We start from the raw sequence: 24,759 nt of genomic DNA on the forward strand, positions 1-24,759 counted from the left end.
GCGCACCGGAGTCACCATGCAGTTCCGTCCTCCCAAGTTCCGGCTCGACGCCTGGCTGGCCACCATCGCCCTGGTTGCGATCTGCGTGATCAGTCTTGGTAATGTGATAGTACGCTATGCTACAGATGCGTCGTTCGCTTTTACCGAAGAGTTCTCGGTGTTCTGCCTTGTTGTGCTTACCTTCGCAGGCGCCGCAGTCGCTGCACGCCATAACCAACATATCCGTATTGAGCTGATTGAGCACTACCTTCCGCCCAGGGCGCGAAAGGCGGTCTTCGTGCTGCAATGGCTGGGCTGCGTGACTGTGTTGGCTATCATGACCTGGTACGGCAGTACCTTTGCCCTGCAGGAATACCAGTGGGAGTCGCTCTCCCCGGGGCTGGGGTTGCCCAACTGGGTGTATGTGATCTGGCTGCCTCTGTTGTCGGTCGGCATCATCATCCGTATGACCCAGAACCTCCTGGACCGCCTGCGCGGCAAGGAAGACCCTGAGGTGATCCATGAGTCCTGACCTGTTGATGATTGGCAGCTTCCTGCTGGCACTTGTGCTGGGAGTGCCAGTAGCCATCGCCCTTGGCCTGGGCGGGCTGGTGGGGATTGTGGCAGGGCTGCCCACAGCCATGCTGGGCACGTTCGGGACCAACACCTATAACAGTGTGGCCAAGTACCCGCTGATTGCGATTCCCCTGTTTATTCTGACTGGCCTGATTTTCGAGCGTGCAGGTGTTGCTGCCAGCCTGGTGCGCTTTGCCCAGTCGATTATCGGCCCACGGCACGGCGGCCTGACCGTCGTCGCGGTACTGGTATGTCTGATCATGGGGGGGATGAGCGGTTCTGGTCCTGCGGATGCGGCCGCTGTCGCGATGGTGATGCTGCCTAGCATGCACAAAGCCGGCTATCCGAAGCCGTTTTCCGCATCACTCATTGCTGCTTCGTCGTCCACGGCGATCCTGATTCCGCCGTCTATTGCGCTGATTCTTTATTCCATCGTGGTGCCTGGCGTGGATCTGCGGGCGCTGTTTGCGGCGGGTATCTTTCCGGGCATTCTGGCGGGCGTGTCCCTGCTGGCCCCGGCACTGTACTTTGCCAAAAAATACCGTTGGGAAGATCCGGAAGCGGTCGAGCGTCCACCATTCTGGCCCAGTTTCAAGGCAGCACTACCGGCCCTGTTTGCGCCGGTGATCATTCTTGGCGGGCTCCGTTCCGGCCTTTTCACTCCCACAGAGGCAGCGGTGGTTGCGGTTACCTATGGGGTGCTTGTCGGCTGCGTGCTCTATCGCAACCTCAGTATCCGAAACCTCTGGGGCCTGATGACGGAAGCTGCCGTTACCTCCGGTGTGGTCATGTTCATCATCGCTCTGGCGGGCATCTTTGCCTGGGCGGGCACGACGCTCGGGACTTTCCAGCACCTGGCCGATGCCCTGCTGTCCCTCTCTGAAAATGGCTGGGTGCTGCTGGGGCTGGTGATGGTGCTTGTGCTGCTTGCCGGCATGCTGCTGGATGCCATCTCCATCTACCTGATTCTGATCCCGATTGTACTGCCGCTGATGACACATTTCGGCTGGAATCCGATCTGGTTTGGCATCCTGCTGGCGATGAACATTGCCATCGGTCAGTTCACTCCGCCGGTCGCCGTCAACCTGATGGTCACCACCCGGATTGCCAATATCCGCCTGGAGCACACCATAGGCTGGGCAATGATCTTTGTTGCCGCCATGGCTGTCAGCCTGGTGCTGGTCATGCTGATGCCCGGCATTGCGCTGTGGTTGCCGGAGAAGCTCGGCTATGTGGTGGGGCCATGGTAGTCGGGGCCCTGACCATTCAGAAATTGCTCGGCATCGATCTTCCCATCATCCAGGCGCCGATGGCCGGTGTGCAAGACCACGAGCTCGCCGTGGCAGTCTCCACTGCAGGAGGCCTTGGCTCGCTGCCCTGTGCCATGCTCAGCCCTGAAGGTCTGCGCAGTCAACTGACAGCACTGGCAAGCCAGACCAGCAGGCCGTACAACGTCAATTTCTTCTGTCACGTGCCGCCTGAACCCGACGCTGAGGCGGAGCGGCATTGGCGGCGCGCCCTCGCACCTTATTACGATGAGTTCGGTATCGATCCCGACACAATTTCCCCGCTTGCTGGGAGGGCGCCGTTCAGTGCCGGGATGGCCGAGGTTCTGGCGGAGTTCGAGCCACCGGTTGTGAGCTTTCACTTTGGCCTGCCTGCGAGTGATTTGATGGATCGCATACGAGGATGGGGCGGGAAGATACTATCGACCGCCACAACGGTGGACGAAGCGGTCTGGCTAGAAGCCCATGGCGCTGATGCAATCCTCGCACAAGGGCTCGAGGCCGGCGGGCATCGCGGGTTTTTTCTGTCCAGGGACGTCAGTACCCAGGTGGGCACCTTTGCCTTGCTTCCGCAGGTAGTAGCGGCGGTGAACATTCCCGTCATCGCCGCGGGCGGTATTGCGGACTCTAAAGGCGTGCAGGCTGCGATGGCGCTTGGGGCTGCCGGAGCGCAGGTTGGCACCGCCTATTTACTGTGCCCGGAAGCCCAGACCAAAGCAGTTCACCGTGCCGCCCTGAAATCAGAGGCCAGCCGTGTTACCGCATTGACGAATCTATTCAGCGGCGGGGCGGCCCGGGGTATTGTGAACCGCATAATGCGTGAACTGGGGCCGATGAGCTCCAGTGCCCCGGCTTTCCCCCTGGCGTCAGCCGCCATTGCTCCCTTGCGTGAAAAGGCAGAGTCCGAGGGCAGCGGTGACTTCTCGCCTTTGTGGGCGGGGCAGAATGCCAGTGGCTGTAGAGAGATTTCTGCGGCAACACTTACGCGGGAGCTGGCAGGTTGTGACGTACGTCACGTTTCGTAGCAGCATCCCCCATTCGGGTGATACCGGAACTGCCAGGGCTGGCTTATTTTTGATCAGCAGGAGTGGATTCGCTCCATGCACGCTGAGCCAGAGTTCAAAAATAAATACAAGAAAGGACGACCCCTATGACGAACCCGATAAATAAGCTGTCCATGCTGGCCCTGCTGGCATCCCTGTTTTTCGCCGGCCCTGTGTATGCGGCCTGCAATGCAAACCCCATCATCTTTGTTCATGGTTATTCAGGTTGGAAATCCCAGTTTGATACGATGATTAACCGCTTCAAGAATGACGGTACACCGGGCTGTGCGTTGTACAAGTTCGGGTATAACAGCCTTGGCAAAAGCAACAAGACCAGTGCCCGAGAGCTGAGATCATTCGTTAATAATATCCGGCCCAACCACGGTTACCGAAAGGCGAAGATTATTGCTCACTCCAACGGGGGCCTTGTCTCGCGCTGGTACCGGGTATTCGAAGGTGGCTCTTCAGCGACCAACCGCCTGGTCACACTGGGTACCCCTCACAAAGGGACCTCCTGGGCCTACGCCTGTTTCAGCCCGGCCTGTTTTGAGATGCGTTACAACTCGTCCTTCCTGCGATCTCTCGCCGGGCGTGGTTGTGATGTATCCCTGTGGTCCACAGTGGATGAAATTATTATTCCTCAAACCAATGCGAAGTGTGGAAACAGCCTCCGGACGTCCAGTGTGGGCCACCTGACCCTGATGGTCTGGAAGGGCGTTTACAACGATGTAAGGCGTTTTCTGTAATGGTAAAAAGCGTTTTTGCACTCTGATCAGCGTGAATCAGGGCAGGGAGGTCCGAGTGAGCAAGCCAGTTAATCTGGCTTGCTCATTTTCGTTCAGGGAGTAGGCCACCAACTTCAAACCGAGGCGATTAATGAAAGGCGTAACCCTTGTCCTGCTGGTCGGCACGTTGTCGGTTTTTGCCAGCGCTACTCACGCTGAAAAACAGGCAGCTCCTGAAGTTTTTGCCGTGGTTAATGGCACCCCTCTGAGCATGGATCTTTACCGCTTCCTGGTTGGATCCAGAGAGCAGGAAAGGATCGAAAGGCAAGCCTACGAAAGTGGTTTCGATGCGGAAATGCATCGCCAGCAGGCAGCTGAAGACCTGGTGATGACGGAACTGCTGGCGCAGCAGGCAACACGGATGGGCATTCATGAAACAGAGCTGGTGAAAGCGGAAATGGCGATGGCAGAGAAAACACTGCTCGCTCAACTCTATGTCAAGCGCTTAATGAACACGATAGAAGTCGATGAGTCAGAGATACGTCGATACTATGATCAACAGAAGGAGCAGGTCATGTATCGCTTCATGATCTGGCAAACACCGGATCAGGACCGCGCAACGGACATCCTCGCCGCCTTGAAGGCCGGAAAAGACGCTGGCACCAGCGAACAGGACATTGTTGAAACCCCCTGGCTTCTGGACACTGATATCGCTCCGGAAGTGAACGACAAGGTGCGTCGGCTGGGTGTCAATGACTTTGCGGAGAAGCCGGTCCTACAGGATGGTGTCTGGAAGGTGGTTCAGGTTATCGACAGGCAGGTGATGTCGAAGCAAAGCTATGAAGAGGAACGAGAGGTTATCAAAGCGGAACTGGCACGCCTGAAGCTGGATGAGAAACTTGAAAAGCTCGCCGACGATGCGTCAATTGTCTTCAGTGAATGAAAAGCACCCTTCAAAGGGTAAACGAGCGGGCTACGCACTGCTGTGCCTGGGCCTTGCAGCCCTGCTTGTTGCCTACCTGTTTGCCGTTTTCGGCGGAGATACACCGCCTTCTGAGAGAGTGATTGCAGATCACGGCCAGGCTGCGGTAGCTCCCCCTGCCCATGCCCCTGCAAGTGCAGGACGCAGCGTTGAGCCTGAACCTGCTGCCACTGAAACAAACCTGTCAAATACCGCCGCAGAACCGGATTCCGTGCTACAGGAAGCTGAGCTCGAACACCTGGGTGAGGTATTCATGAACAGCGTCTACCCCTTGTTTCAGTACGATTTTCCATTGAACAATGAGGGCCGTTCCGCCCTCGATGTCTTTGTGGCAAGTATGCCGCAAGGCTTGAGCGGTGAAGACCTGGACACCATTGCCACCATGATTGAAACCCGGCTTGCCAGCCCGGAGACAGAGGACCTGGCTTTCATCATCACCCACCTTTACCGGCTGGAGCAGGAGGAAGCGCGGATCACACGTGAACGTGCACCGGTGACCACCATGGCAGATCAGCTGGAAGTGCAGGAGCAGCTTTCACAATTACGCGAGCAGTGGTTCGGGCCGGAATTGTCGAAAAGGCTGTTTTCGGGGGCGGAAGACGTGCCCGGTGCCGAAGGGGCTGGCGAGGTGCCGGAATCCCTGGCCGAGGAACAGTCTGAACTTGCGGCTATCGAGAGCGACTGGGAGCAGAGATACCAGAAGTTTCTGGCAGAGAAACAGGTCATAGAGAGGGCTGGCCTGGACCAGGCCGAAAAAGACAGACAGATAGAGGCCCTCATGCGACAGCACTACACGGCCCAGGAGCTCCAGGCCGTGAGAGCGTTTGACCAGTCGCGGAAGTAGCGAGGTTGGATGCCCCGATATCGCTGAATCGCTATTTGCGCAATCGCCAATCCACTGTTAGGTTTTCAGTGAGGGCTTCGACCGAAGCGCCACACCTTTTATCAAGCGCCGCAATCAGGCTGACATGGAGAGTGCATGGCCGATACTGTCACCGAACTGTTGGCCCGCTATTGGGCCACGGGGTTCTTTATTGTTGCCACCCTGGGTCTTTGCGCCATTATGGTGGGCGTTTCCAGCCTGCTGGGCGGGCGCAGCCAGGGTGTCAGCAAAGCCCTTCCGTTCGAGTCAGGCGTTGTCGGAACCGGCGATGCGCGCCAGCGCTTTTCTGTCAAGTTCTATCTGGTTGCGATGCTGTTCGTGATCTTTGATATCGAGGCCGTGTTCCTGTTTGCCTGGGCCATTGTCATCCCCGACGTAGGGTGGACCGGGTTCTGGGGCGCGGCAGTTTTTATTCTTATCCTGCTGGCCGGCCTGTTGTATGACAGTCGTACCGGTGCCCTGGACTGGGCACCGGAAGCATCCAGCGGCAGGCCCAGTAGTACGGCAGGCTGATCCGACGCACTCACTCAAGGCCTGGGCCCGCGGTGGTTTTGCCATTGGTTCCAGAGCTCATGGAGGCGCAGTATGTCTTACACACTGACCAGAGCAGAGCAATCGACAGAAGCAGGCAGCCGGTACCCGGCACAACACCGGGAGCCGGCGGAGGATCCGGTCAAGCGCCAGCTTGAACGGAACGTGTTTACCGGCAAGCTCAGCGAAGTGCTGCACTCCGCGGTCAACTGGGGCCGCAAGAACTCCCTGTGGCCCTACAACTTCGGGCTCTCCTGCTGCTACGTGGAGATGACCACCGCCTTCACTGCCCCCCATGATATCGGGCGTTTTGGCGCGGAAGTCATCCGGGCATCGCCCCGGCAGGCTGATTTCATGGTGATCGCCGGCACCTGCTTTATCAAAATGGCACCGGTCATCCAGCAACTCTATGACCAGATGCTGGAGCCCAAGTGGGTCATTTCCATGGGGTCCTGCGCCAACTCCGGTGGCATGTACGACATCTATTCGGTGGTGCAGGGGGTGGACAAGTTTCTGCCGGTTGATGTCTATGTGCCCGGCTGCCCGCCGCGGCCGGAAGCCTTCCTGCAGGGGCTGCAGTTGCTGCAGGACTCGATCCGGGAGGAGCGCCGGCCGCTTTCGTGGGTGGTGGGTGACCAGGGCGTCTACCGGGCGGACATGCCTTCCCAGCGGGAAAAGTGGCGGGATCAGCGTATCCAGGCCACGGAGCTGAGGACACCCGACAAACTCTGATCATCGTTCACCGTTGTTTCACCACTGATTCTCAGGAGTTGAACCACGAGCATGAACACGGAGATCACGGATAAGCCGGATACCACCGGTGACAACCTGGCGGAAGCCCTGAAGCAGGATTTCGGCGACCGGGTGCGCCATGACCAGCGCACGCTCATGGGTATGCCCGTGCTGTGGGTAACCCGGGATGCGCTTAAAGATGTGCTCGGCTACCTGAAAGGCCTGGCCGCGCCCTTCGATCTGCTCTACGACCTGTCCGCCGTCGACGAGCGTTTCCGCAATGATCGGCAGGGGTTGCCACCGGCGGATTTCACCGTGTTCTACCAGTTACTCTCCGTCACCCGCAATGCGGATATCATGCTGAAAGTTGCGCTTCTGGAGGACGACCTCAGCCTGCCTACCGTGACCGGTGTTTTTCCGGCCGCCAACTGGTACGAGCGGGAGGTGTGGGACATGTTCGGTATTACCTTTGCCGGTCATCCCCACCTGACGCGCATTCTCATGCCCCCGACCTGGACAGGCCATCCCCTGCGCAAGGATTATCCGGCCCGCGCCACGGAGTTTGATCCCTACACACTCACGATGGAGGGCCAGCACACCGAGCAGGAAGCCATGCGTTTCGAGCCGGAAGCCTGGGGCATGCAGCGGGAACGTGATGGTGCGGAGTTCATGTTCCTCAACCTGGGGCCCAACCATCCGTCCGCCCATGGCGCTTTCCGCGTCGTACTGCAACTGGACGGCGAGGAAATCGTCGACTGTGTGCCGGACATCGGCTACCACCACCGGGGTGCGGAGAAAATGGCCGAGCGCCAGTCCTGGCACAGCTTCATTCCTTATACCGACCGCATTGACTACACCGGCGGGGTGATGAACAACCTGCCTTACGTATTGGCGGCGGAACACCTGGCAGGTATTGAGGTGCCGGACCGGGTAAAGGTGATCCGGGTAATGATGGCGGAAATGTTCCGTGTCACCAGCCATTTGTTATTTCTGGGCACCTACCTTCAGGATCTGGGGGCCATGACGCCGGTATTCTATACCTTCAGCGACCGGCAGCGGGGCTATGAGGTGATTGAGGGTATAACCGGCTTTCGCATGCATCCGGCCTGGTACCGCATCGGCGGTGTGATGCAGGATCTTCCCCAGGGCTGGGAGAAGCTGGTGCAGGGCTTCCTCGACTGGATGCCGTCACGGTTGCGGGAATACGAACGAGCGATGATGGAAAACGCCATCGTAAGAGAGCGCACCCGCCATGTGGCCGCCTTCAGTACCCCCGAAGCTCTGGAGTGGGGCGTTACCGGGCCTAATTTGCGGGCCACAGGCTGTAACTTCGACCTGCGCAAGCAGCGGCCCTATTCCGGATATGACCAGTTCGATTTCGAGGTGCCCCTGGGCCACCACGGCGATGTCTTCGATCGGGGCCAGCTGCGTATCGAAGAGATGCGCCAGAGCCTTAAGATCATCCAGCAGTGTGTGAACAACATGCCCCCTGGCGACTACAAGGCGGATCATCCGCTGACCACGCCGCCACCCCGGGAGCGAATGCTGGAGCATATCGAAACCCTGATCACCCACTTCCTGCAGGTGTCATGGGGGCCAGTGCTCAAGCCCCAGGAGTCTCTGCAGATGGTGGAGGCCACCAAGGGCATTAACAGTTACTACCTGATTAGTGACGGCAATACCATGAGTTACCGCACCCGTATTCGCACGCCGAGTTTTCCGCACCTGCAGCAGATACCCTCGGTGATGCGGGGTGGGTTTGTGCCGGATCTCATTGCCCACCTGGGCAGTATCGATTTCGTGATGGCAGACGTGGACCGCTGATGATGGCAAACACACCACAGACAACCGACCTGATCGCCAGCGACGGATTCGAAATACATCCGGCGGACGAGACCGCGATCCTTGAGGAAATGGCGCACTACGAACGGCCCCAGGCCGCCTGCATTGAGGCATTGAAGATTATCCAGCGCCGCCATGGCTGGGTGCCGGATGAGGCCATCGCCGCGATAGCGCGGGTTCTGGATATCGGCGCTGGTGAAGTGGAAGGTGTGGCCACCTTCTACAGCCTGATCTTCCGTCAGCCTGTAGGGCGTCACGTCCTCCTGATCTGCGACAGCAGCGCCTGTTTTCTCACCGGTTTTGACGAACTGAAGCAGGCGTTGGTCAAGCAGCTCGGAATTGATTATGGGCAGACTACGGATGATGGCCGTTTCACACTGTTGCCGGTCTGCTGCCTGGGTGCCTGCGATGGCGCGCCGGCCCTGATGATTGACGAAGACACCTATGGCCCGGTATCCCCCGGTGATCTGCCAGGCCTTCTGGAGGGCTACCCATGAATGTGTCCATTGGCAGCCAGCGCGACTCGGTACGTTATCGCAGCCGGTTGCAGCAGCCCGAGACGGAGCGACATCGCGATACCCATCCGCTGACCTGGCGGTTGCGGGATGATGGCGAGGTGATCGGGCTTGAGGAATATCTGCGCAAGGATGGCTATGAGTCGGTTCGCAAGGCACTGGCTGACGGCGATCCCCAGGCCATTATTGCCACCATGAAGGACGCCAATGTGGGGGGGCGCGGTGGTGGTGGTTTTTCCGCCGGACTCAAGTGGAGCCTGACGCTGCAGGGGCGTGACGTACCCCGGGGCTATCTGATTTGCAATGCCGATGAGATGGAGCCAGGCACTTTCAAGGACCGGTTGCTGATGGAGCAACAACCGCACCTGCTGATCGAAGGCATGATCCTGGCGGCCCTGGCCAACAATGCCCGCTTCGGTTACATCTTCCTGAGGGGCGAATACGTGACGGCTGCCCGGGTTCTCAACCGGGCAATCGATGGGGCGCGGGATGGCGGCTGGCTGGGCGCCGACATCAACGGTAGCGGCTTCGATTTCGACATTATTGTGCACACCGGTGCCGGGCGCTACATCTGCGGCGAGGAAACCGCACTGATCAATTCGCTGGAGGGCAGGCGAGCCAACCCCCGAACCAAACCCCCGTTCCCGGGGCAGTCCGGGGCCTGGGGCAAACCCTCAGTGGTGAACAACGTGGAAACCCTGTGTAACGCGCCAGGGGTGATCCTCAATGGTGCCGACTGGTACCAGAACCTCTCCGGTGACAGTACCGACAACGGTGGCACCAAGCTCTACGGCATTTCCGGGCCGGTGGAAAACCCCGGGCTGTGGGAGCTGCCCATGGGCACGACCGGTGCCGAGATCCTGGACCGGGCCGGGGGTATGCGTAACGGTCGAAAGCTCAAGGCCTGGCTTCCCGGAGGTGCCAGCACCGGCTTTCTGCTGCCGGAGCATCTCGACCTTCCCCTGGACTTCAACACGGTTGGCAAGGAGGGCAGTCGCCTTGGCACCGGCCTGATGACGATGGTGCCGCAGGAGCAGAGCCTGGTGGCGCTGTTGCGCAACCTGGAGGAATTCTTTGCCCGGGAATCCTGTGGCTGGTGTACGCCGTGCCGGGACGGCCTGCCCTGGGCCGCCAAATTGCTACGGGCTCTGGAGCTGGGACACGGTGAGGCCGGGGATATCGAACTGCTGGAGAAGCTGGCTGCGGACTGCGGCCCGACCCTGACCTTTTGTGCTCATGCGCCCGGTGCCGCGATGCCCCTGCAGACGGCGCTGAAGCATTTCCGGCATGAGTTCGAGCAGGGGATCAGCAAACCCCGCGCTGAAGCGGTAGAAGGATAAGCAGGATCATGGCAACGATTCATGTGGATGGACAAAGCTACGAGGTTAACGGAGCGGACAATCTGCTCCAGGCCTGCCTGTCCCTGGGCCTGGACATTCCTTATTTCTGCTGGCACCCGGCCATGGGCAGTGTGGGTGCCTGCCGCCAGTGTGCCGTGCGTCAGTACAAGGACCAGGACGACAACAAGGGCATGCTGGTGATGTCCTGCATGACGCCAGCGGCGGATCAGACCCGCATCGATATCGATGACGATGAGGCGAAAGCCTTCCGGGCCAGCGTGGTGGAGGCGCTGATGATCAACCATCCTCACGACTGCCCGGTCTGTGAAGAAGGTGGTCACTGCCATCTGCAGGACATGACGGTAATGACCGGCCATGACCGCCGCCGTTACCGGTTCCGCAAGCGTACCCGCCGAAACCAGTTTCTGGGCCCCTTCATTGCCCATGAGATGAACCGGTGTATTACCTGCTACCGCTGCGTGCGTTTTTATAATGATTACGCCGGGGGTGCAGACCTGGGTGCTTTCGGTAGCAAAGACAATGTCTATTTCGGCCGCTACGAAGAGGGCACACTGGAAAGCCCTTTTGCTGGCAATCTTACCGAAGTGTGTCCCACGGGAGTGTTTACGGACCTGAGTCATTCCGAACGCTACACCCGCAAGTGGGACATGCAGTTCGCACCCGGCATCTGCCTCCAGTGTTCTGTGGGCTGCAACATCAGCCCGGGGGAGCGCTATGGTGAGATACGCCGTATCGAGAACCGCTACCACGGTGGGGTGAATGGATACTTTCTGTGTGACCGCGGTCGTTTCGGCTACGGCTATGTCAATCGTTCCGACCGGCCTCTCAACCCAGAATGGCGGGAGTCTCCAGGCAGCGGGCCCGTCCGTATCAGTGTGGACGATGTTCTGGCCCAGGCGGGAGAAGCCTTGCGCCATGCTCGCCGGGTTATCGGTATCGGCTCGCCACGGGCTAGCCTGGAAAGCAATTTCCAGTTGCAGAGGCTGGTGGGGATGGACAATTTTTCCACCGGAATTGAGGTGCATGAACAGGCCTGCCTGGAACTGATGGAGCAGTTGCAGCGCGATGCCGGCCTGCCAACCCCATCGCCCCGCGAGATCGAGCACCATGATGCGGTGCTGGTGCTAGGGGAAGACCCGGTGCAGAGCGCAGGCCGGCTGGGGCTGAACCTGCGCCAGGCGGCGCTTGCCCGAAGCGCGGCCATGGGCAAAGCCATCGGCGTACCGCACTGGAACGCCGAGGCCCTGAAAACCCTGGCTCAGAACCGCTATTACCCGCTGTTTATTGCCTGGCCTGCTGCCACGGACCTTGATGAAGTGGCGGAAGGCCTCCATGCCCTCGCCCCTGACGATATCGCCCGGCTGGGCTTTGCTGTCGCCCATGCCATTGACGCGGCCGCGCCAGCAGCTGGGGACCTTTCTCCTGAGCTTGCCGGCCAGGCTGAGCGCATCGCCAAAGCGCTGATGGCGGCGGAGCGACCGCTGGTGGTCAGTGGCAGTTCTCTGTGTTCCACCGCCGTGGTTGAGGCGGCGGGCAATGTTGCCAGGGCTCTTTCCCGTCGGGCGAAGCGGGGCGGGCTGGTGTTGATCCGGCGGGAAGCCAACAGCACAGGGGTGTCGCTGATGGGCGGACAGCCCCTGGATTGGGCGCTGGATGAGCTGGCGAAGGGCGATGCCGACGCCGTGGTAGTACTGGAAAATGACCTTTACCAGCGCTTGCCAGCCCAGGAGGTGGACGCAGCCCTGGCGAGGGCGGAGATCACCGTTGTGCTGGATCATCAGCGCACCGCAACGGCCACCCGGGCAAATTTCCTGTTGTCGGCCGGTAGTTTTGCGGAATCTGATGGCACCCTGGTAAACATGGAAGGTCGCGCCCAGCGTTTCTTCCAGGTGTACGATCCCGGATATATGCGGCCGGAAACCCGCATCCACGAAAGCTGGCGCTGGTTGCACGCCCTCACCGCCCAGATGCGAAACGAACCAGCGGACGATATCAACCTGGACATCGTGGTCCGCGCCTGCGCCGACGCCCATCCGGTGCTGGCCGGTATGGTGGAGGCGGCACCGGATGCGAATTACCGCATCAATGGCCAGCGTCTGGCCCGGGAGCCTCATCGTTACAGTGGCCGCACCGCCATGCATGCTGACCGTGATGTGAGTGAGCCCCGGACACCGCAGGACCCGGACACGGCCTTTGCCCACTCAATGGAGGGTTACAGCGGTTATCAGCAACCCCGGCAGCAGATACCGTTTGCCTGGACGCCGGGCTGGAATTCGCCCCAGGCCTGGAACAGGTTCACCGATGAAGTGGGCGGGCACCTACGTGGCGGTGACCCTGGTGTACGGTTGATTCATCCTGTGCCAGGGCAGGGCCGGTACAATCAGCCAGGCCCACCCGCCGAAGCCTCCGGCACGCTGCGGGCGCTGATCCTGCCGCGCCTGTTCGGAGGCGAGGAGACCTCTTCCCGGGCACTGCCAATCCAGCGGCGGACTGAGTTAGCCGAGGTGATTCTGAGCCCTGATGATGCTCAGAGACTGGCGTTGCAGGCCGGGGACATCCTCACCATCAACGGGGGTGTGAAGCTGCCCGTTCGTGAACAGGAGCGCTGGCCCAGCGGCTGGGCAGGCCTGCCGGCCGGGCAGATTGCCGGATTACGGCAAGGTGAGGCAATAACGCTGGGCAACCCCGCGGGAGGACAGCCATGAGCTGGTGGACTCCGCAGCTGGCGACCATCCTCTGGGCGATGTTTCAGGCGCTGCTGATTCTGCTTGGTACCGTTCTGCTGAGCGCGATCCTGATCGTGATCGAACGCCGGCTGCTGGGTCTGTGGCAGGATCGCCACGGCCCCAACAGGGTCGGGCCTTTCGGAACCCTGCAGCTGGTTGCCGACATGCTGAAGATCTTCTTCAAGGAAGACTGGATACCCCCTTTTGCTGACAAGCCCCTGTTCGTGCTGGCACCGATTATTGCCTTCGCAACCTTGCTGATGTCGTTCGTGATTATTCCCATCGCGCCCGGCTGGGGCGTGGCTGATATGCACATAGGGCTGCTGTTCTTTCTGGCCCTCGCAGGCATAAATGTATACGCGGTTCTTCTCGGGGGCTGGGCCAGTGGCAACAAGTACGCTCTGCTGGGTGCCATGCGGGCCTCGGCCCAGACCCTGTCCTACGAAGTGTTCATGGGCCTGTCGCTCATGGGGGTTGTCGCCCTGGCCGGCTCGTTCAACCTGCGGGATATTGTGGCGGCACAGGAAGGGCTGTGGTTTGTGATTCCCCAGTTCTTTGGGTTCGCGACCTTCCTCATAGCCGGTGTGGCCGTCACCCACCGCCATCCCTTCGATCAGCCGGAAGCGGAACAGGAGCTGGCGGACGGTTATCACATCGAATACTCCGGCATGAAGTTCGGTATGTTCTTTATCGGCGAATACGTGGGCATGGTGCTGGTGTCGGCGCTGATCGTGACCCTGTTCTTTGGCGGCTGGCACGGGCCGTGGCTGCCACCCATCGTGTGGTTTGCCCTCAAAACCGGCTTCTTCCTGATGCTGTTCATCCTGTTGCGGGCGTCGCTGCCCAGGCCCCGCTATGACCGGGTGATGAACTTTGGCTGGAAGGTATGCCTGCCGCTGACATTGATCAACTTACTGGCCACCGGGGCTGTGATGCTCCTGGTTGGCGCATAGGGAGGACTTATGGAAAGAGAAAAGGTCCCGATCATCAAGTCCGTGCTCTGGCTGGTGCCAGCCACCTGGTCCCAGTTGCGCACCCTGGGGATGGTGTTCATGCACAGCTTCCGCAAGCGGGAGACGGTGAATTATCCGGAGCAGGAGGTTTATCTGCCGCCACGCTATCGGGGCCGTATCGTGCTGACCCGCGACCCCGACGGAGAGGAGCGCTGCGTGGCCTGCAACCTTTGCGCGGTGGCCTGCCCGGTGGACTGCATTTCCCTGCAGAAAGGTGAGCAGGAAGATGGACGCTGGTATCCCGAGTTCTTCCGCATCAATTTTTCACGCTGCATTTTTTGCGGCATGTGTGAGGAAGCCTGCCCCACATCGGCCATCCAGTTGACGCCGGATTTTGAGATGGGCGAATACGATCGCCAGCAACTGGTGTACGAGAAGGAAGATCTGCTGATCAACGGTCCCGGCAAGGATCACGACTACCACTTCTACAAGGTGGCGGGCCTGGCCATTGGTGGCAAGGACAAGGGTGAGGCGAAGAACGAGGACGCGCCGGAAGATGTGCGCACGTTACTCCCCTGACGGCTCAAGGAGGAACTGATGGAACTGGCTTTTTACCTCAGTGGCCTGGTGGCGGTTCTGGCCACAGTGGGCGTTATAACCGGTAGCAACCCGGTGCATGCCGTGGTCTATCTGATCGTATCGCTGATGGCTGTAGCGCTGGTGTTCTTCGCCCTGGGGGCACCTTTTGCCGGTGCCCTGGAAATCATCGTGTATGCCGGGGCGATCATGGTGCTGTTTGTGTTCGTGGTGATGATGCTCAACCTGCGCCCGGACGAGCCGGAGCAGGCCTGGACACACCCTCGCTACTGGGCGGGGCCATCGCTACTGGCGCTGGTGCTGCTGGTGGCCCTGGTAACACTGATCGGCCAGGGTGAGGCGGGCGGCACCATTGAAGGCGAATTGCTGACAGCACGGGCCATCGCCCTGACGCTGTTCGGGCCCTGGCTGATGGTGGTTGAGCTGGCAGCCATTCTACTTCTGGCAGCCCTGGTCACGGCGTCGCACGTGGGCCGGCGCCGAAGCGCCCGAGACACTCGGGGAGGTGCTTTATGACGGGCATTCCTGTGGAGCACGGGCTGATTCTGGCGGTCATCCTGTTCTGCCTTGGGCTCGTAGGGCTGATGTTGCGCCGCAATATGCTGTTTGTATTGATGAGCCTGGAAGTGATGCTCAATTCGGCGGCGCTCGCGTTCATCGTCGGGGCTACGGCGTGGAGCCAGCCGGAGGGGCAGGCCATGTTCCTGTTGGTCATCACCCTGGCAGCGGCCGAGGCCAGTGTTGGCCTGGCGCTGATGATTCAGCTCTACCAGCGCTTTCGCACCCTTGATCTGAATGTCATAAACAGGATGCGCGGATGATGGCGGTAGCAGTCACTCTCTCGTTCCTGATCCCATTGGCGGGCACCCTGGTACTGGCCTTATCGGCCGGCAGGTTGGGCCCTCGCGCCAGCGCTGTTATCGGCGTGGGCAGCGTGGGGCTGGCGGCCCTGGCAACCCTGTGGGCGGTACTCGCCCATCGCGGAGTCTCCGAGGGCGTGACCCTCTGGTCCTGGATCACAGTGGGGGACTTCCAGCCCACCATCGGACTGGCTATGGACGGCCTCTCACTGGTGATGATGTCGGTGATCACCGGCGTGGGCTTTCTGATCCACCTGTTCGCCGCCTGGTACATGACAGGCGAGGAGGGCATTACTCGCTTCTACGCCTGGATGAACCTGTTTGTGTTCAGCATGTTGCTGTTGGTGCTGAGCGACAACCTGCTGTTGCTGTTTCTGGGCTGGGAAGGTGTCGGCCTGTGCAGCTATGGGCTGATTGGCTATTACTACCACAACACCGCCAACGGGCAGGCAGCCTTCAAGGCCTTTGTGGTTACCCGCATTGGCGATGTGTTTCTGGCCTTGGGGCTGTTCCTGATCTTTATGGAGATGGGCACTCTGGATATTGCGACGGTACTGGCCCGGGCACCGGAACTCTGGGAACAGGGAGGCACCACTGCCAATCTCGCAGCGCTACTGATGCTTGGTGGGGCCTTGGGAAAGTCGGCGCAGGTACCGCTGCATACCTGGCTGCCGGATGCGATGGCCGGGCCTACACCGGTGTCGGCACTGATCCATGCCGCTACCATGGTAACCGCCGGGGTCTACCTGATCGCCCGCCTGAACGGGCTCTTCCTGCTGGCGCCAGATGTCCTGTTGCTGGTGGGAGTGATCGGTGCTGTTTCCCTGTTGTTGGCGGCCTTCGCGGCACTGGCTCAGACCGACATCAAGCGGGTGCTGGCCTATTCCACCATGAGCCAGATCGGCTACATGTTCGTGGCGCTTGGCGTCGGGGCCTTTGATGCGGCGATCTTCCACCTGGTGACCCATGCCTTCTTCAAAGCGTTGCTGTTCCTGTCGGCCGGAGCAGTGATTATCAGCTGTCACCATGAGCAGGATATGCGCCGGCTGGGCGGGCTCTGGCGCAAGCTGCCTGTCGCCTATGGCGGTTTCATCGTGGGTGGTGCCTCGCTGGTCGCGCTGCCGCTGGTGACCGCAGGCTTCTTCAGTAAGGATGAGATCCTGTGGCAGGCCATGGCCGCGGACCATAGCGGGTTGCTGATTGCCGGCCTGTTGGGAGCATTGCTTACTGGCGTATACACCGTGCGGCTGGTGCTGGGAACCTTTCATGGCGAGCCGGGGAGTAATCATGTCCGCCATCCGGAACCCGGAACCAGCCTGTTCACCCACCACCTGCCGCTAGCTGTGCTGGCGATTCTGTCCACTTTTATCGGGGCTTGGCTCTACCCTGGGCTGGAAGAACTGTTTCCCGCCTCGCCAGGGGAGGCGGTTCAGGCCGGCCACACACTGTTGCAGGTCCTGGCCATGGGCGCGGCCATAGCGGGCCTGGTGTTGGCGGCGTGGTTGTTCCTGTGGCAGCGGGACTGGCTTGCAGCGAAGATCCGCGGCGGCGTAGGTCGCCGGTTATGGAGCTTGTGGCACCACGCCTGGGGTTTTGATGCCCTGTTCGACCGGATGCTGGTCCGGCCCTGGCAGTTGTTGGTGAAGTACCTGCGGGTTGACCTGGTGAACCTTGCGATGAACCTGCCGGCGTTGCTGGCGCGGGCGCTGAACGCGGGGCTGGTACGAAGCCAGAATGGCCGTGTACGCACCTATGCCCTGGCGATGGTGCTGGGTACCACGGTGATATTGGTCGCGCTGGTTCTGGCGCCGGGAGGCGGCACATGATTCTGGTGTGGTTGATCCTGATCCCATTTCTGGGGGGGCTTCTTTGCTGGCAGGCGGAACGCTGGGGTGAGCAGGTGCCCCGCTGGATTGCCCTGGGTACCATGCTGTTCGTGCTGGTAATCAGTGGGCTGCTCTGGTGGAGCGGGGAGTTCAGCGTGCCTGGGGTTGGTGGCACCCAATGGATGCTGGAATGGCGAGCGCCCTGGATTCCCCGCTTCGGCATAGAGCTCCATCTGGCTCTTGATGGTCTGTCTCTGATCCTGGTGGCCCTGACTGGCTTTCTCGGAGCGCTGGCGGTGTTGTGCTCCTGGCACGAGATTGCAGAACGAATCGGTTTTTTCCACCTGAACCTGCTGTTCATCCTTGGCGGGGTGGTGGGCGTTTTTCTGGCTCTGGACCTGTTCCTGTTCTTCCTGTTCTGGGAAATGATGCTGGTGCCCATGTATTTTCTGATTGCCCTTTGGGGCCACAGCGGCTCGCCGGGGCAGACCCGAATTCGCGCGGCCACTCGCTTCTTTATCTATACCCAGGCCAGCGGCCTGCTGATGTTGGTGGCCATCATCGCCCTGGTGTTTGTCCACTACAGCACCACGGGCGAGCTTTCCTTCAGCTATGGTGTGCTGCTGAACGCTGATGTACCCGAGCCGGTGGCATTCTGGCTGATGCTGGGATTCTTCATCGCCTTCGCTGTAAAGTTGCCGGTGGTGCCTTTCCATGGCTGGCTACCGGATGCCCACGCCCAGGCACCAACGGCAGGCAGTGTGGACCTTGCCGGCATCCTGCTGAAAACGGCGGCCTACGGCATCCTCCGGTTCGCGCTACCGCTGTTTCCAGAGCAGTCCCAGGCCTTCGCCCCTGTGGCCATGACCCTGGGGCTGGTGGGCATTATCTATGGCGCGGTGCTGGCGTGCGGGCAGCAGGACATCAAGCGGCTGATTGCCTACACCAGTATTTCCCACATGGGCTTTGTGCTGATTGGGCTTTACTCCGGGTCGGAACTGGCAATTCAGGGAGCCATCGTACTGATGGTGGCTCACGCCTTCTCCAGCGCTGGTTTGTTCATTCTCAGTGGTCAGCTCTATGAGCGCATCCATACCCGCGATATGAGGGTGATGGGCGGGCTCTGGGGGCGTATCCCGGTGCTGCCGGGATTCACCCTGTGTTTCGTGGCAGCATCGCTGGGGATGCCGGCCACTGCCAACTTCGTGGGCGAATTCATGGTGCTGTTCGGTACCTTCCCCAATGCGCCGGTAACGGTGGTGATCGCCAGTGCCGGGCTGGTGCTGGCAGCTATCTATTCCCTGCTGCTGATGCAGAGGGTGCATTATGGCCCCGAATACCGTACCGGTGCGTTGGCCGGGCCCGATGCCCGGGAGTCCGGAATGATGCTGGTACTTCTGGTAACGACCCTTGCGGTAGGGCTTTACCCGCAGCCTTTGCTGGATACCACCGCGGCGGTCGCGGGGCCAGTCGCGGAGCTGTTCAGCAACGGTGCCGATCTGATAGCGCGGGCAGGGGAGGTGAACTGATGCTGACCCTGTCGAACCTTATGGCTGTTTTACCGCTGATCATCGTGGCCAGCACTGCGATTCTGGTCATGCTGGGTATTGCATGGCGGCGCCACCACGGTGGAACCGCGGTGTTATCCGCCGCCGGCCTGGTCCTGGCTCTGGCCAGTGTGCCCCTGTCCTCGACAGCGCTTTCATCACCCCCGCTGATGACAATGGACGGACTGGCACAGATGGGCACCGTCCTGGTGCTGCTGTGTGCATTGGTGACCGTGGCCCTGAGTCACCACTATCTGGCTGGCTACGCCGGTGCAAAAGAGGAATGCTACCTGCTGTTGCTGTGCGCGGTAACAGGTGCACTGGGCCTGGTTGCCAGCAGCCATCTGGCCACGCTGTTCATCAGCCTGGAGCTGCTTTCAATGCCTCTGTACGGCATGCTGGCCTACAGCGTCCGGTCGGGTCGGGCTCTGGAAGCGGGGGTCAAGTACCTGGTCCTGTCTGCCGCCGCCACTGCGTTCCTGCTGTTCGGCATGGCACTGATCTACGCCCGTACGGGCCAACTCGACTTTGCCGGACTGGCTACGGGTATGGAGGCCAGCCTTGATGTCTGGGTGCTTTCCGGGGCGGCGCTGATCGTGGTGGGGCTGGGGTTCAAACTGTCCGTTGTACCTTTCCATATGTGGACGCCGGATGTGTACCAGGGCGGACCAGCGCCGGCCATAACGCTGCTGGCCACGGTCAGTAAGCTGGCAGTTTTTGTGCTGCTGGTGCGTCTGACAATGACGGCACCGGGCTTCAGTAGTGACTGGCTGGCTTCCCTGTTCACAATGCTGGCGCTGATCACCATGCTGGGTGGCAACCTGTTGGCGTTGTTCCAGTCGGATGTGAAACGCCTGTTGGGTTACTCATCCATTGCTCATTTTGGCTACCTGTTGGTGGCCATTGTGGTGGGCGGCTCATTGGCAGTGGAAACCGCCGGAATTTACCTCGTCACCTACCTGCTTGCGACTCTCGCAGCATTTGGTGTAGTCACCCAGCTTTCCAGCCCCTTCGGGGGTGAGGATGCTGCCGGGCTGCATCATTATCGCGGCCTGTTCTGGCGTCGGCCCTGGCTGGCAGCGGTGATGACGGTGAGCTTCCTGTCCCTGGCAGGGATTCCGCTCACAACGGGCTTTATCGGCAAGTTCTACGTGTTGGCTCTGGGTGTTTCGGCGAGCCACTGGTGGCTGGTGGGTGGTGTTGTCGCAGGAAGTGCTATCGGCCTGTTCTATTATCTTCGAGTAATGGTCACACTATACTTGCCGGAGCCCGGCATGCGACGGGCGGACGCTCCTGATGACTGGGGCAGCCGGACAGGCGGGCTGACGTTATTGGTCGTCGCCGTGCTGGTCCTGGTGCTGGGGGTATACCCCACACCCATGATCCAGTGGGTGGCAGGATTATCAACGATTGGCCTCTGAAATCGATGAACAACGCCGCTGCAGGAGCGACACTGATGCGCCCTCAAGAACTTGATACCTTGCTGGAAACCATCCCCGATGTGCGGGATGGCCTGACCCGCACCGAGCGGATCATCCTGTATGTACTGTACGAAACCCAACGCGAGCTGAACGGGCGTAATGTGCCCACGGTAATGCTTTATGGCCGAGTGGTGGAACACGTTAATATCAGCGAGGCAGAGCTACACGTTTACCTGGACAGGTTGGGTGTACAGGGATGACACCCGCAGTTGGTAACCGGGGGCCGGTCGGCACTTGAAAGATGAGAGCTACACGTGACCGCTCCGGGATGGACTCGCTAATCAAGGCCGCAGCTCGCGCACTTGAAAGCGGCGACCCACTTTGCGCCCTGAACTACGTTGCCTTACGTGACGACGCGCATGCGCTTGCCTTGCGGGGCATTGCCATGGCCCAGCTTGGCGAATTTGATCGCGCCAGGGTGCTCGTCAACGATGCTGCGCGCGCGTTTGGCTCGCACGAGCCAGTTGCTCGCGCAAAATGTGTCGTGGCCGAGGCTGAAATCGCGCTTGCTTCGCGTGACCTCGGCTGGCCCCCGACGAAGCTTGATGCAGCACGCGTCATGCTGGAAAAACATGGCGATCGGGTAAACGCCGCGCATGCCCGCTATATCGATATCGGGCGCCGGCTGCTACTCGGTCGGCTCGACGAAGCCGCACAGGAACTGGTTGCCCTGGTCCCCACCTCGTTACCCCCGGCCTTGAGAACCGTCCACGAACTCATGGTTGCCGGGATCGCCATGCGTCAGCTTGATACCCGGTTAGCACGCAGTGCGCTCGAACATGCCGAACGGGCATCGCGGGAGGCAGGCATTCCGGCGCTCTCGGCCGAGGTTGCAAGCAAAGCTGAACTTCTGGACTTGCCCGCTGCCCGGCTGATCACAATGGGGATGGAGCGGCTGCTACTTTTGGAGGACGTCGAAGCGTTGCTGGAGTCGACGGCGTTTGTTGTGGATGCCTGCCGCTATGTGGTGAAACACGGAGAACGCGTTGTTTCGCTCGCAACGCGTCCCGTGCTGTTTACCTTATTGCGCACCCTGGCGGAAGCCTGGCCTGACGAGGTAACACGTGACCAACTGATTGCGCAGGCATTCCGTACCAAACGGGCTGACGACTCGCATCGTGTGCGTCTGAGGGTGGAAATCGGGCGGCTTCGGGGCTTAATGGAAACGCTGGCCGATGTGAAAGCCACATCCCGGGGCTTTGTGCTGGCAGCACCCAATGTGCGCGAGGTGGTTGTTCTGGCGCGGCCGGTAGAGGAAAAGTACGCGGCGTTACTGGCGCTGCTTTCCGATGGCCAGTTCTGGTCGAGTTCCGCATTGGCACTGGCGTTGGGGATCGGGCAGCGCAGTGTGCAGCGGGCGCTCGACACCCTGTCTGCAGAAGGTAAGGTTTTCTCTTTCGGCCGTGGACGAAAGCGCCGCTGGTCGACGCCCCCAATAGGTGGTTTCGCGACAATCTTGTTACTCCCTGGTTCGCTGCCTGTTCACTAGAATGGAGTCGTGGACAGATCAGCCAGGAGAAGAACATGAAACAGCTAAACGCAGAAATTCTCAACGAGTACGGCCCCTTTCCCGGGGCGGAACAGGTCCATGGCGTTACGTACGACGGGCAACGTATCTGGTTTGCATCAGGTGACAAGCTGAATGCCCTTGACCAGGATAGCGGAAAGCCAGTGGATTCCCTCAATGTCCCGGCACAAGCCGGAACAGCTTTTGGTGGCCACTACTTGTTCCAGATTGCAGACAACCAGGTCCAGAAGGTTGACCCGCACAACGGAAAGGTACTTGGGACTATCCCCGTGCCTGACGGCTGTTCGGGACTTGCATGGGCCGAAGGTTCACTCTGGGTGGGGCAGTACCAGGACCGCAAAATTCTTCAGTTGGATCCTCAGACCGGTGAGGTGCTTCGCAGCATCGAATCGAACCGACACGTTACCGGTGTGACCTGGCTGGATGGCGGCCTCTGGCACGCCACCTGGGAGGATAATGACAATGAGATCCGGCGCATTGATTCCAGAACCGGTGAAGTGCTGGAAAGCATTGCCATGCCGCAAGGTACTGGCATATCGGGGCTTGAGTCCGATGGCCACGACCGCTTTTTCTGTGGCGGTGGCAAAAGTGGAAAGCTGCGGGTAGTCCGTTACCCGAAGTAGTCACTCGCCCCAGCGCGGGTCCAATCGATAGAATTCGCAAAGCGCCTTATACACCGCCGGTTGTTCCGTTATGAGATGGTCAGGCCGCTGGAAAAAAGCTTCCGTCAGTACTGCAAAAAACTCTGCTGGTTCTGTTGCGCCGTACGGATCCAGCCAGGGTTTCCTGTGATGGCGGAGCGAGTGCCTGAGATCTTCGTAAGCGCGGGTCATGGTTTCCTGCCATTGCCGGGCCTGTTCGCCGCTGAGCGGCGGCGCGCCGTCGGCGGTGCCGTCCAGGTAATCAAGCTGGTGGGCAAACTCGTGAAGGATCACGTTGTGGTGCCCGGAGGGGTTGATCGCACCTTCTTCGCATTCGGCCCATGCCAGCACTACCTGGCCACGGCTCGACGCTTCGCCGGCACGGATCTGGCTGCTCTCGCTCACGACGATCCCATCGCTTTCAACCTCCCTGACATGGTAAGCATCCGGATAGACCAGAATGCTGCTTACCTCGTCGAAATCGGAAAAGTCACGGGCGACTATCAACAGGCAGGCGTGTCCTGCAATGGTAACGCGCACGGTATCGTCCACTTCAAAACCGTCACAGCCGTAGAAGGATTTTTCTGCCAGGAACAACTGCACGTGTTGCTCGAGCTGGTTCCTGAGTTCCGGGGGCAGCTTGTTGTAAACCGGCACCTGTGCACCGAGCATTTTTTGCCAGTGGCCAGGGAAGGGTTGCTGTAGTCGCCTCTCCCGTCGCCAGTTGCGATAGAAGAACAGATAGAAAATGGAAAAACCGATAACGGCCAACGCGCTGAGGGTGTAGATCATCATGGGCGGGGTCCGGCTCCGGAATCGGTTGATAGCCTGGCAGTGTAATTGGTATCCGTAGCTGTCACCATACTCAACGGTTCCCAGCCTACAGTGTTACGCTTGGGTTGACCCGATACTATTCATCAACGACGTTTCTTGCGAGGAATGCCATGGAAACCGAAATCGCTCCGCTGGATATGCTACTCCGCCTCTCTGTTGCCGCTGGCCTGGCACTGTTTCTGGGGCTCGAGCGGGAGCTGCGTGGCAAACCGGCGGGGTTGCGGTCTCACATGCTTGTTTCGCTGGGTTCGGCAACCTTCATTATCATCGGTATGAGCGTTCTGTTTGCTACCGCAGAGGGTGATCCTTCGGCCCGCATAGATCCTACGCGGGTGGTTGAGGGCGTAGTTGGCGGTATCGGTTTCCTCGGAGCCGGCAGCATTATCCGCAGCGGCGGGCAGATTCAGGGGATCACCACGGGCGCGTCCATATGGCTTGCAGGTGCTATCGGCGTTGCTGCCGGCATCAATAACTTCTACCTGGCAGGGATGGTGACTGTTCTTGCACTGGTGATTATGGTCGTTCTCGGCCGCTTCGAACGTGAGCTGGTTCCCGAGGAAAATCAATGATCTCGTCCACAAATCAGGAGGCTTCCATGTCTGATAGAAAAACCGTCGTGATTACCGGCGCCAACCGGGGCATCGGCCTTGAGCTCGCTCGTCATTACGCCGCGGAGGGGTGTAATGTTATCGGTGTATGCCGGAATGCCTCCCCGGAGCTGACCGACGTCGCAGCCCGGACCATTGAAGGGGTGGATGTAACCACCGACAGCGGCATCCGGAAACTGACGGATGAGTTGAAGGGCCAGTCGGTCGATTTGCTGATCAACAATGCCGGACTGTTGCAGGACGAAAAACTGGGCAGCATTGATTTCGATTCCATTCGCACCCAGATGGAGATCAACGCTTATGCGCCGCTTAGGGTAGCCGAAGCAGTGGTGTCACAGATTCCCTCCGGGGGCAAGATTGCCAATATCACCAGCCGCATGGGCTCCATTGCTGATAACGATTCCGGTGGCCGCTATGGTTACCGCGCTTCCAAGGCAGCACTGAATGCGTTTGGCAAGTCGCTCGCCATGGACCTTAAACCGAAGGGCGTAGCGGTGGCCCAGCTCCATCCTGGCTATGTGCAAACCCGCATGGTGAACTTTGGTGGGCTGATTACTCCTGAGGAGTCTGCAAAAGGTCTTGCCGCCAGGATCGAGGGGTTAAACCTGGAGAACACTGGCTCATTCTGGCATAGCAATGGCGAGGAGCTGCCCTGGTAACGCCAGTTTCGTTTAGAGCTATATCAGATGACTCGGGAAATCGG

At 59.9% G+C, this 24,759-nt stretch carries 25 protein-coding genes; 24 read left to right on the forward strand and 1 reads right to left on the reverse strand.

Translation table 11 applies throughout. The annotated features are described in order from the left end of the window. Window positions 1–16 precede the first annotated feature (16 nt). From ABJM11_RS13550 to ABJM11_RS13655, 22 genes are all read left to right on the forward strand, one after another. Window positions 17–511 carry a TRAP transporter small permease gene (locus ABJM11_RS13550; RefSeq protein WP_348296411.1) on the forward strand — a complete coding sequence of 165 codons (495 nt, stop codon included), beginning with the start codon at window positions 17–19 and terminating at the stop codon, window positions 509–511. Continuing rightward, window positions 501–1,805 (forward strand): TRAP transporter large permease, encoded by a 1,305-nt coding sequence (locus ABJM11_RS13555; protein WP_348296412.1) that lies wholly within the window; start codon window positions 501–503, stop codon window positions 1,803–1,805. The genes ABJM11_RS13550 and ABJM11_RS13555 overlap by 11 nt, the downstream gene beginning before the upstream one ends. A gap of 8 nt (window positions 1,806–1,813) precedes the next feature. Continuing rightward, window positions 1,814–2,866, forward strand: coding sequence for a nitronate monooxygenase (locus tag ABJM11_RS13560; protein WP_348296532.1), 1,053 nt, complete (start codon window positions 1,814–1,816; stop codon window positions 2,864–2,866). A gap of 125 nt (window positions 2,867–2,991) precedes the next feature. Next, window positions 2,992–3,630, forward strand: a complete 639-nt coding sequence (locus ABJM11_RS13565; protein ID WP_348296413.1) for an alpha/beta hydrolase — start codon at window positions 2,992–2,994, stop codon at window positions 3,628–3,630. A 130-nt stretch (window positions 3,631–3,760) separates the two neighbouring features. Next, window positions 3,761–4,552, forward strand: coding sequence for a peptidylprolyl isomerase (locus ABJM11_RS13570; RefSeq protein ID WP_348296414.1), 792 nt, complete (start codon window positions 3,761–3,763; stop codon window positions 4,550–4,552). Next, entirely contained in the window at window positions 4,500–5,435 is a 936-nt protein-coding gene (locus ABJM11_RS13575) for a lipase secretion chaperone (RefSeq protein ID WP_348296415.1), read from the forward strand. The genes ABJM11_RS13570 and ABJM11_RS13575 overlap by 53 nt, the downstream gene beginning before the upstream one ends. Window positions 5,436–5,570: 135 nt before the next feature. Continuing rightward, window positions 5,571–5,987 carry an NADH-quinone oxidoreductase subunit A gene (gene ndhC, locus ABJM11_RS13580; RefSeq protein WP_348296416.1) on the forward strand — a complete coding sequence of 139 codons (417 nt, stop codon included), beginning with the start codon at window positions 5,571–5,573 and terminating at the stop codon, window positions 5,985–5,987. Window positions 5,988–6,059: 72 nt separating this feature from the next. Further along, window positions 6,060–6,737: an NADH-quinone oxidoreductase subunit B gene (locus ABJM11_RS13585; protein ID WP_348296417.1), complete on the forward strand. Its 678-nt coding sequence runs from the start codon at window positions 6,060–6,062 to the stop codon at window positions 6,735–6,737. 51 nt (window positions 6,738–6,788) lie between these two features. Continuing rightward, window positions 6,789–8,561 (forward strand): NADH-quinone oxidoreductase subunit C/D, encoded by a 1,773-nt coding sequence (gene nuoC, locus ABJM11_RS13590; RefSeq protein ID WP_348296418.1) that lies wholly within the window; start codon window positions 6,789–6,791, stop codon window positions 8,559–8,561. Further along, window positions 8,561–9,076 (forward strand): NADH-quinone oxidoreductase subunit NuoE, encoded by a 516-nt coding sequence (gene nuoE / locus ABJM11_RS13595; RefSeq protein ID WP_348296419.1) that lies wholly within the window; start codon window positions 8,561–8,563, stop codon window positions 9,074–9,076. Before nuoC ends, nuoE begins: the two co-directional genes overlap by 1 nt. Then, a complete protein-coding gene (locus tag ABJM11_RS13600) occupies window positions 9,073–10,434 on the forward strand; it encodes an NADH-ubiquinone oxidoreductase-F iron-sulfur binding region domain-containing protein (protein WP_348296420.1) in 1,362 nt (453 codons plus the stop codon). Before nuoE ends, ABJM11_RS13600 begins: the two co-directional genes overlap by 4 nt. Before the next feature lie 8 nt (window positions 10,435–10,442). Further along, window positions 10,443–13,160, forward strand: a complete 2,718-nt coding sequence (gene nuoG, locus ABJM11_RS13605; RefSeq protein WP_348296421.1) for an NADH-quinone oxidoreductase subunit NuoG — start codon at window positions 10,443–10,445, stop codon at window positions 13,158–13,160. Next, a complete protein-coding gene (gene nuoH, locus ABJM11_RS13610) occupies window positions 13,157–14,134 on the forward strand; it encodes an NADH-quinone oxidoreductase subunit NuoH (protein ID WP_348296422.1) in 978 nt (325 codons plus the stop codon). The genes nuoG and nuoH overlap by 4 nt, the downstream gene beginning before the upstream one ends. Window positions 14,135–14,164: 30 nt before the next feature. After that, window positions 14,165–14,713 carry an NADH-quinone oxidoreductase subunit NuoI gene (gene nuoI, locus ABJM11_RS13615; RefSeq protein ID WP_348296533.1) on the forward strand — a complete coding sequence of 183 codons (549 nt, stop codon included), beginning with the start codon at window positions 14,165–14,167 and terminating at the stop codon, window positions 14,711–14,713. A gap of 18 nt (window positions 14,714–14,731) precedes the next feature. Beyond that, window positions 14,732–15,247: an NADH-quinone oxidoreductase subunit J gene (gene nuoJ, locus ABJM11_RS13620; protein ID WP_348296423.1), complete on the forward strand. Its 516-nt coding sequence runs from the start codon at window positions 14,732–14,734 to the stop codon at window positions 15,245–15,247. Beyond that, window positions 15,244–15,552, forward strand: coding sequence for an NADH-quinone oxidoreductase subunit NuoK (gene nuoK / locus ABJM11_RS13625; protein ID WP_348296424.1), 309 nt, complete (start codon window positions 15,244–15,246; stop codon window positions 15,550–15,552). The genes nuoJ and nuoK overlap by 4 nt, the downstream gene beginning before the upstream one ends. After that, window positions 15,549–17,417 carry an NADH-quinone oxidoreductase subunit L gene (gene nuoL / locus ABJM11_RS13630; protein ID WP_348296425.1) on the forward strand — a complete coding sequence of 623 codons (1,869 nt, stop codon included), beginning with the start codon at window positions 15,549–15,551 and terminating at the stop codon, window positions 17,415–17,417. The genes nuoK and nuoL overlap by 4 nt, the downstream gene beginning before the upstream one ends. Continuing rightward, on the forward strand, window positions 17,414–18,946 hold the full coding sequence (gene nuoM / locus ABJM11_RS13635; protein WP_348296426.1) for an NADH-quinone oxidoreductase subunit M: 1,533 nt from the start codon (window positions 17,414–17,416) through the stop codon (window positions 18,944–18,946). The genes nuoL and nuoM overlap by 4 nt, the downstream gene beginning before the upstream one ends. Then, window positions 18,946–20,385, forward strand: coding sequence for an NADH-quinone oxidoreductase subunit NuoN (nuoN, locus tag ABJM11_RS13640; RefSeq protein ID WP_348296427.1), 1,440 nt, complete (start codon window positions 18,946–18,948; stop codon window positions 20,383–20,385). The genes nuoM and nuoN overlap by 1 nt, the downstream gene beginning before the upstream one ends. Before the next feature lie 35 nt (window positions 20,386–20,420). After that, on the forward strand, window positions 20,421–20,645 hold the full coding sequence (locus ABJM11_RS13645) for a hypothetical protein (protein ID WP_348296428.1): 225 nt from the start codon (window positions 20,421–20,423) through the stop codon (window positions 20,643–20,645). 68 nt (window positions 20,646–20,713) lie between these two features. Then, complete coding sequence (locus ABJM11_RS13650; protein ID WP_348296534.1) at window positions 20,714–21,934, forward strand: helix-turn-helix domain-containing protein; 1,221 nt, start codon at window positions 20,714–20,716, stop codon at window positions 21,932–21,934. A 35-nt stretch (window positions 21,935–21,969) separates the two neighbouring features. Continuing rightward, window positions 21,970–22,596, forward strand: coding sequence for a glutamine cyclotransferase (locus tag ABJM11_RS13655; protein ID WP_348296429.1), 627 nt, complete (start codon window positions 21,970–21,972; stop codon window positions 22,594–22,596). Here the strand turns inward: ABJM11_RS13655 and ABJM11_RS13660 are convergent, their stop codons facing one another. Next, on the reverse strand, window positions 22,597–23,409 hold the full coding sequence (locus tag ABJM11_RS13660) for a M90 family metallopeptidase (protein ID WP_348296430.1): 813 nt from the start codon (window positions 23,407–23,409) through the stop codon (window positions 22,597–22,599). Between the two features lie 149 nt (window positions 23,410–23,558). On the opposite strand from ABJM11_RS13660, the gene ABJM11_RS13665 reads away from it, so the two are divergent. Beyond that, the gene (locus ABJM11_RS13665) at window positions 23,559–24,017 is read left to right on the forward strand and encodes an MgtC/SapB family protein (RefSeq protein ID WP_348296431.1); all 459 of its coding nucleotides are present in this window, start codon (window positions 23,559–23,561) and stop codon (window positions 24,015–24,017) included. A 26-nt stretch (window positions 24,018–24,043) separates the two neighbouring features. Continuing rightward, window positions 24,044–24,715: an SDR family oxidoreductase gene (locus tag ABJM11_RS13670; protein ID WP_348296432.1), complete on the forward strand. Its 672-nt coding sequence runs from the start codon at window positions 24,044–24,046 to the stop codon at window positions 24,713–24,715. Window positions 24,716–24,759: the final 44 nt, after the last annotated feature.

This window comes from Marinobacter sp. (assembly GCF_039977835.1).
Taxonomy (GTDB): Bacteria; Pseudomonadota; Gammaproteobacteria; order Pseudomonadales; family Oleiphilaceae; genus Marinobacter.